Consider the following 7,886-nt stretch of genomic DNA (forward strand, 5'->3'; position numbering starts at 1 on the left):
GAGGTGGAGTTGGGCGGTGGCGGCGAGCCAGCCGGCGGCGGCGAGTCCGAACGGGATGGCTGTGTGGATGAAGTACGACTCGCTCACCGAAGGATGGTCGATCAGCAGATACCCGGCCCAGCCGGCGATCAGCGCGCCGGCCAGGAACCACGCGATCGGATCCTGGCGCAACTTCGCGAGTACGCCGAAGCCGACCACCGCGGTCGCCTGATTGATCAGCAGCACACAGAGCAGGACCAGGGTCCCGGCGACGGCACCGTGCGTCAGCGCCGGCAGGATCAATCCGCCCTCTCCCGCCGGCGTCCTGTCCCCGGTCGCGGCGGCGTAGTCCCCGCTCGACTTCAGTACGGCGAGGAACTGCAACCCCGAGCCACTCGTGCTCCCGGCCACAGTGAGCATCGTCCCGACCCCGGCCGCCACCAGCAGAGCCCCACCGACAACCGCCCGCACGGGCAACCGCCGCGTCCGCACGAGCACCACCACGGCGGCGAGCCCCACCGCACCGACCAGAACCGGCAACACCGTCGGCTTCGACCCGCCGCCGACGATCGCCACCGCGAGCGCCACCGCCCACAGACCGCCGCCCGCACCCCGGAACAGCAACTCGATCAGCAAGACCGCCGCCGCGACACACGCGACCATCCCGAACATCTGCGACGGACTCAGGAAACTGAGCGGCGAGGACAGATTCACACTCGTGTCGACGAACAGGTACAACTGCGGCGCGGCCAACGCGACCGCCGCGAGGACGCCGGTCCACCACACTCGACTGACTGTGCGCGCCAACGTCGCACACACCACCAAGGCGACCACGAGCCACGGCAACAGCCACAGCCGGAACAGCACCATCTCCGGCGCCAGCCGGGTGATGTCCGCCGCCGCGGCCATGTCCGCATTGGCGAGCCAGTGGTACTCCAGCCGCTCCCCCGCCACCTGCGGAAGCTCCGGCGGGACCGTCCGCATCAGTTCGTTCACCATCGACAGGTGGTAGAGCAGGTCCTGGTAGTACGACGATCCCTGCGGTGGCAACTCGTGGAACGCCATCACGCCGAGCGTGGTTGCGCCCAGCACCACCGCGGAAGCAACGGCCAGTCCCCAGGTCCACCACACCGGCAACGGCTGTGGGTCAGCGATTCGCCAGCACCCACGCAAGCGTCGTACCAGTGCAAAGGCGATCAGGACCAGCACGGGCCAGCCGATCAGCCAGCGCTGCCAGCCGAGCGCGGTGAACGCTGCCCAGCCGATCAGCTGCCAGGTGGCGCCGACGACAGCTCCAAGCCCGAGGTCCTCGGCCCAGTTCCCCGTACTACGCCAGACCGCCCGCAGCAGCAGAGTGCCCGGAAGCGCGATCCCCAGGCCGAAGTACGCGCAGTACTTGACGATCGGCCCCGGCGGCACGTCGATCGCGACGAGCCCGCCGACCGCGACCAGGAACGGCAGCAGCCACGGGACCAACCGCCTCATCTCTGGCGGACCGGTTCCTGGTGTCCTTGGTCTTCGAGGCTGTCGTAGCCGACCAGGAACTGCGGACGGCGCTGGCTCGACTGGAACAGGCGCGCGACGTACTCGCCCAGCAGGCCGAGACACAGCAACTGGATCGCGCCGATGATGCTGACGGCCAGCACGGTCGACGTCCACCCCGGGATGCTCCGCCCGGTCAGCTTGATGATCAGCGCACCGACCACGAACACCCCCGACATCGAACCACCCAGCAACCCCAGCCAGGTCGCCAGCCGCAGCGGCGCGGCCGAGAACGCGGTCACGCTGTCGAACGCCAGCCGCAGCATCTTCGAGACGCTGTACTTCGTCGTCCCCGCCGCCCGCTCGGCCCGGACGTAACGCACCTCGGCGCTGGGAAACCCCAGCCACGGGATCACCAGCCGGAACACCCGGCCGTCCTCGGGCAGCGCGTTCACTGCGTCGACCACGCGGCGCGACACCAGCCGGAAGTCACCGGCGTCGAACGGGATCTGCTTGCCGACCAGCCGGCACATCAGCCGGTAATACATCCGCGCGGTCGTCCGCTTCGCCCTCGAGTCACTCGACCGGTCCGACCGGACGCCGTACACCACGTCCACGTCCCGCTCCCGCGCCGCCGCCAGGAACTCGGCGATCACCTCCGGCGGATCCTGCAGGTCCGCGTCGATCGTCACCACGTACTCACCGCGGGCCCGGCGGAAGCCCGCGGACTGCGCGGCCTGGTGACCGCTGTTGCGCAGCAACCGGACGACGCGCAACCGCGGCCAGTCCTTCGTCGCGTCCAGCAGCAGGGCCGCGGTCGTGTCCCGGCTGCCGTCGTCGACGACCAGCAACTCGTAGCTGATCCCGAGGCCGTCCAGCAGCGGGCGCATCCGCTCGAAGAACATCGGCAGCACGTCCTCCTCGTCGTACATCGGTACGACGACGGAGAGCTCGGGGTCAGGGTCCCGCATGCTGCAGACCTTCCAGTTCAAGTGGTGTCGAAGAGACGACCTTTTAACGACGCAGGCAGAAGATCGGCACGATCAGAGTGGTGGCGAGATCGCGACCGCACCGGTACGCCGGGGATCGCCGACCGCGAGCAGGCCCTCGGCCGGATCCCAGAAGGCGGCCGCGACGCCGCCGAAGTACATGGAGTGCGGCGGCATCGGCCGCGTCGGCAGTGCCGTGGACCCGGACACCGGCAGCTCGTCCTCGTAGTCGACGACCACGTCCTTGCGCACCCGGACGTGCAGCCGCGGGTGCTCGACCGCCTCCGCCAGCGGCAGCCCGCCGTGCGTGTAGAGCGCGTAGACCTGGGCCAGCGCCGTCGGGATCCGGTCCGAACCCGGTGAGCTGATCGCGAGCACAGCGCCGTCGCTGTCGCGGCGGGCGACACTCGGCGCCATGTTCGAGGTCAGCCGCGTCCCCGGCGCCAGGCTGTGGGGACCGCCGTGCAGCAACTCCTGCTCGCCGAGCGCGTTGTTCAGCCAGATGCCGGTCCCTGGGGTCAGCACTCCCGAACCGTAGCCGGACGACACCGTGATCGCGCACGCGTCGCCGTCGTCGTCGACCACGGAGACCGTCGCCGTACTGGGTGAGCCGAGCGCGCGGAGGTCGCCGGACGCGGCCAGCTCCAGCAGCCGCTGCGCTTCCAGCTGCCGCTTGTCCTCCTCGTCCACCTCGGCCAGCCGTGCCCCGAGAACGGCGTGCTGCACCTCGATCAGCCGCTCGAGCTCGGACTCACTCCAGCTTCCGTCGGCCGGTACGCCGTCCAGCAGCGCGAGCATCGCGGCCACCGCGACTCCGCCGACCGCCGGGGGCGGGTTGGTCGCAAGCCGCCACCCGTTCTGCCGGACCATGAGTGCCGGACGGACGACGGCCTCGTACGCGGCCAGGTCCTCGGCGGTGAGGATGCCGTCGTTCTCGGCCATGTCGCGGATGAGCAGCCGGGCCAGCTCACCGGTGTACATCGTCTCGGCGCCGTCGCGGCCGATCAGCTCGAGCGCCTCCGCCAGCTCGGGGATGACGACCGTGCTGCCGGCCTTGATCACCGAGCCGTCGCCGGCGTGCACGACCCGATGACTCGGCTGGTGCCAGCCGAAGATGATCTCGTGGGTGTACTGCAGGTAGTAGCCCGACGTCCGGCTCAACGGGAAGCCCTGCCGCGCGACCTCGATCGCCGGCTGGACCACCTCGCGCCACGGAGCCTTGCCGGAGCGCCGGTGGGCGAGGTCGAGCGCCTTCATCCCGCCGGGAGTCGCGACCGAGCCGTGCCCGACCGTGGTCGTCGTACCGCCGCCGTAGTCGGTGGTGATGTCCCAGACGCCGCGGCCGAACCGTTCGGTCGCCAGGCCGCGGCCGGGCATCTCCACCCAGCCGTCGATGGTGACCGCCTCGCCGCCGGCGACCTGCAGGGTGACGAACCCGCCGGAAGCCGGCGAGACCACGCCGATCTCGTTCACCATCGTCACCAGCGTGGCCGCGATCGCGGCGTCGACGGCGTTCCCGCCCTCGGCCGCAAGCCGCACCCCTGCCTCGGCCGCCGCCGCGTTCGGCGCGGCGACCGCCACCCTCGGGTGCCCGCCGCTCATCGCGTGCCGCCCCGGCTCATGGTCGCTAGCCGACTCGCTGGACGGCGCCGAAGCGGTCGACCGCCACCTGGACCGCGGCCTGGCGTGCGTCCGCCACCTCGTTCTCCTTCAGCGTGCGGTCCGGGGCCCGGAACCGGAGCGCGAACGCGAGCGACTTCTTGCCCGCACCGATCTGCTCGCCGGTGTAGAGATCGAACAGCCGGATCGACTCCAGCAGCGTGCCCGCCCCCTCGACCAGCGCCGCCTCGACCTCCGCCGCGGCCGCGTCGGCCGGGACGATCAGCGCCACGTCCTCCTTGGCCACCGGGTACGACGAGAACGGCTCGGCCGTGACCGACGACGGAGCGGCCGTGATCAACGCGTCCAGGTCGAGCTCGACCGCACCGGACCGCGCGGGCAGCCCGAACGCCTGGCACACCTTCGGGTGCAGCTCGCCGGCGTGACCGACGACCTTGCCGCCGACCGAGAGCTCCGCACACCGGCCCGGGTGCCACGGCGCCACCTCGACGTTGCGCACGACCGGCTCGACACCGACCGCGTTCGCCACGACCCGCGCGATCTGGACGGCGTCCGACCAGGCGGCGGGCTGGGCCTTGCCCCACCAGCCGGCCGGCGTCCGCGCACCGGTCAGCACGACACCGAGGTGCAGCGGCTGGTCGGGCAGTGCGTCGTACAGGGACTTGATCTCGGCGTCGCTCGGGCGCTGCGCGACCGAGGGCAGCGGCGCGGGCTTCGTCTCCGCCTTGGGCAGGAAGACCAGGCCGGTCTGGAAGATCGCCAGGTCGGTGTTGCCCCGGCCGACGTTGCGCTCGGCCGTCCGGAGCAGCGTCGCCAGCAGCGTGGTCTGCATCGACGGCTCTTCGTCGGACAACGGGTTCACCAGCTTGACCGTCGTACGGCGTGGGTCGTCGGCCGGCAGGCCCATCGCGTCGAAGTCGGCATCCCCGGCGAACGGGTACGAGACGACCTCGGTCAGGCCGGCGCCGACCAGCGCGGTCGCGATCCGGCGGCGGCGCGTCTGCGACACCGTCAGCCCCTGACCGCCCGGCGCGGGCGGCAGGACCGACGGGACGTTGTCGTACCCGAATAGGCGGATGACTTCCTCAGCGAAGTCGTTGGGATCCCGCAGATCCGGCCGCCACGACGGCGGCGTCACGGTCAGCAGGGCGTCGCCGGCCAGCGCCGCGACGCCGTGCGCCGTGTGCTCGCCCCCGACTGGCGCGCCGCCACCGACTGCGGCCGGTCCCGGCTCGCCTGCCGTTCCAGTGGCGGCCGCGCCGGAGCGGGGCTCGACGACGAGGGCGGTTGCGTGGACGCCCGCAGCGAGCAGGGCCGGTCGGGCTCCCGGCTCGGCCGGGACCACCGTGCAGCCGACCGACTCGAGGTGCCGGACGGTCTCCTCGACGGTGATCGGGGCACCCGCGACCCGCGCCGCGTGATCGGCCCGGAACGTCACCGGCTCGGGCAGCCGGTGGACGTCGATCAGCGTCTCGGCCGGCTCGATCGTGCCGCCGGCCAGGTCGCGGAGCAGGTTCGCCACCCGCTGCGCGGCGTACCGCGGCAGGCTCGGGTCGACGGTCCGCTCCCAGCGCTTCGAGCCCTCGGTGGACAGCTTGTGCCGCCGCGAGGTCCGCGCGATCACGATCGGATCGAAGTGCGCGGCCTCGATCACCACGTCCCGGGTGGTCGGCGACAACTCCGTGGTCGCACCACCCATCACCCCGGCCAGGCCGATCGGGCCGGAGCCGTCGGTGATCAGCAGGTCCTCGGGGCCGAGCTCACGGGTCTGGTCGTCGAGCGTGACCAGCTTCTCCCCCGGCTGCGCCCGCCGGACCACGATCTCGCCCGACAGCAGGTTCTTGTCGTAGCCGTGGATCGGGTTGCCCAGCTCGAGCATCACGTAGTTGGTGATGTCGACCGCGATCGAGATCGGCCGCATCCCCGAGGCGAGCAGGCGCTTCTGCATCCACCGCGGCGAGGTCGCGTCCGGATCGATGCCGGTGACGGTCCGGGCGACGAAGACGTCGCACCCGTGCTCGTCCTCGATCCGGACCGGGTAACCACCCTTCTGGTCCCCGTCGAGCGCCACCCCGGCCGGGTCCTTGAGCGGTACGCCGTACGCCGTCGCGGCCTCGCGCGCGACCCCACGGATCGACAGGCAGTAGCCACGGTCCGGCGTGACTGCGATGTCCAGTACGTCGTCGCGCAGCGAGAGCAACTCGATCGCGTCGTCACCCGGCTGGGCCTCACCCGGCTCCAGGACGACGATGCCGTGCGTGCCGTCGTCGCCCAGGCCGAGCTCGGAGCTGGAGCAGATCATGCCGTTCGAGACGTGTCCGTAGGTCTTCCGCGCGGAGATCGCGAACCCGCCCGGCAGCACCGCGCCCGGCAGCACGACCACGACCAGGTCGCCGACCTCGAAGTTGTGCGCACCGCAGACGACCCACTGCGGCTCGTCCTTGCCGATGTCCAGCGAGCACCAGCGGATGGTCTTGCCGTTCTTCTGCGGCTCGTTCTCGTACGTGAGCACCGTGCCGACCACGAGCGGGCCGGACAGGTCCGACTCCTCGACGGTCTCGACCTCGAGTCCGGCCCGGATCAGCTTCTCGGCGACATCGCGACCGGTCACCTCGGCCGGGAGGTCGACGTACTCACGAAGCCATGACAGTGGGACCCGCATCAGATCTCCATCCCGAACTGGCGGCTGAACCGCACGTCACCCTCGACCATGTCCCGCATGTCCTCGACGCCGTTGCGGAACATCAGCGTCCGCTCCAGGCCCATGCCGAAGGCGAAGCCGGAGTACCGGTCGGTGTCGATGCCGCAGGCCTGCAGGACGCGGGGGTTCACCACGCCGCAGCCGCCCCACTCGATCCAGCCCTCGCTGCCGCAGGTGCGGCACGGGCGGTCCGGGTTGCCGACGGACGCGCCGCGGCAGACGAAGCACTTGAGGTCCACCTCGGCCGACGGCTCGGTGAACGGGAAGAAGTTCGGCCGCAGCCGCGCCTCCAGGCCCTCGCCGAACATCGAGACGACGAAGTGGTCCAGGGTGCCCTTCAGGTGCGCGAGCGTGATGCCCTCGTCGACGACCAGGCCCTCCACCTGGTGGAAGACCGGCGTGTGGGTCGCGTCCAGCTCGTCGGTGCGGAACACGCGGCCCGGGCAGATCACGTAGATCGGCGGCTTGCGGGTCAGCATCGAGCGCGCCTGCACCGGCGAGGTGTGGGTCCGCAGCACGGCGCCGGACCCGGCCGGCTCGACGAAGAAGGTGTCCTGCATCTGCCGGGCGGGGTGGTCCGGCTGGAAGTTCAGGGCGTCGAAGTTCAGCCACTCGGCCTCGATCTCCGGGCCTTCGGCGACGTCCCAGCCGAGCGCGCTGAACACGTCCGCGACCTGCTCGGAGATCAGCGACAACGGGTGCCGCGCGCCGAGGCCGGGCGTGTGCCACGGCAGCGTCACGTCGACCCGCTCGGTGGCCAGCATCCGCTCCTCGTGCTCGGCCTCGAGCACCGCGAGCCGGGCCGCGAACGCCTCGTTGATCGCCTTCCGGGCCGCGCCGATCCGCTGACCGGCCTCCTTGCGGCCCTGCGGCGGCAGCGCGCCGATCTCGCGGTTGGCGAGTGCGATCGGCGACTTCTCACCGAGATGCGCGGACTTGGCCTCCTGCAGGACGGCCAGATCGGCCGCCTCGGCAAAGGCCTTCAGCGCCTCGTCCCTGGTCCGCTCCACCTCTTCGGCGTGCAACGGCGTCACTTCGACCGGGTCGTAATCAGTGTTGGGACCGGACATGGCTCGCTCTCGGTTTTCGGAACTCCTGCGGAAGCAGTCTAGGAA

At 71.1% G+C, this 7,886-nt stretch carries 4 protein-coding genes and 1 pseudogene; all 5 read right to left on the reverse strand.

Annotation, left to right across the window (positions count from 1 at the left end; translation table 11 throughout):
• Positions 1-1,464, reverse strand: a pseudogene (locus E1218_RS33655) (hypothetical protein); the annotation flags it as partial.
• Entirely contained in the window at positions 1,461-2,432 is a 972-nt protein-coding gene (locus E1218_RS33660) for a glycosyltransferase family 2 protein (protein ID WP_132327090.1), read from the reverse strand. The gene E1218_RS33660 and the pseudogene E1218_RS33655, both read right to left, overlap by 4 nt.
• A 72-nt stretch (positions 2,433-2,504) precedes the next feature.
• Complete coding sequence (locus E1218_RS33665) at positions 2,505-4,052, reverse strand: gamma-glutamyltransferase (protein ID WP_165949537.1); 1,548 nt, start codon at positions 4,050-4,052, stop codon at positions 2,505-2,507.
• 25 nt (positions 4,053-4,077) lie between these two features.
• On the reverse strand, positions 4,078-6,732 hold the full coding sequence (locus E1218_RS33670) for a phenylalanine--tRNA ligase subunit beta (protein ID WP_132327091.1): 2,655 nt from the start codon (positions 6,730-6,732) through the stop codon (positions 4,078-4,080).
• Positions 6,732-7,841, reverse strand: a complete 1,110-nt coding sequence (pheS, locus tag E1218_RS33675; RefSeq protein ID WP_132327092.1) for a phenylalanine--tRNA ligase subunit alpha — start codon at positions 7,839-7,841, stop codon at positions 6,732-6,734. Before pheS ends, E1218_RS33670 begins: the two co-directional genes overlap by 1 nt.
• Between the last annotated feature and the right edge of the window lie 45 nt (positions 7,842-7,886).

Origin of the sequence: Kribbella turkmenica (genome assembly GCF_004348725.1) — a bacterium.
GTDB lineage: Bacteria > Actinomycetota > Actinomycetes > Propionibacteriales > Kribbellaceae > Kribbella > Kribbella turkmenica.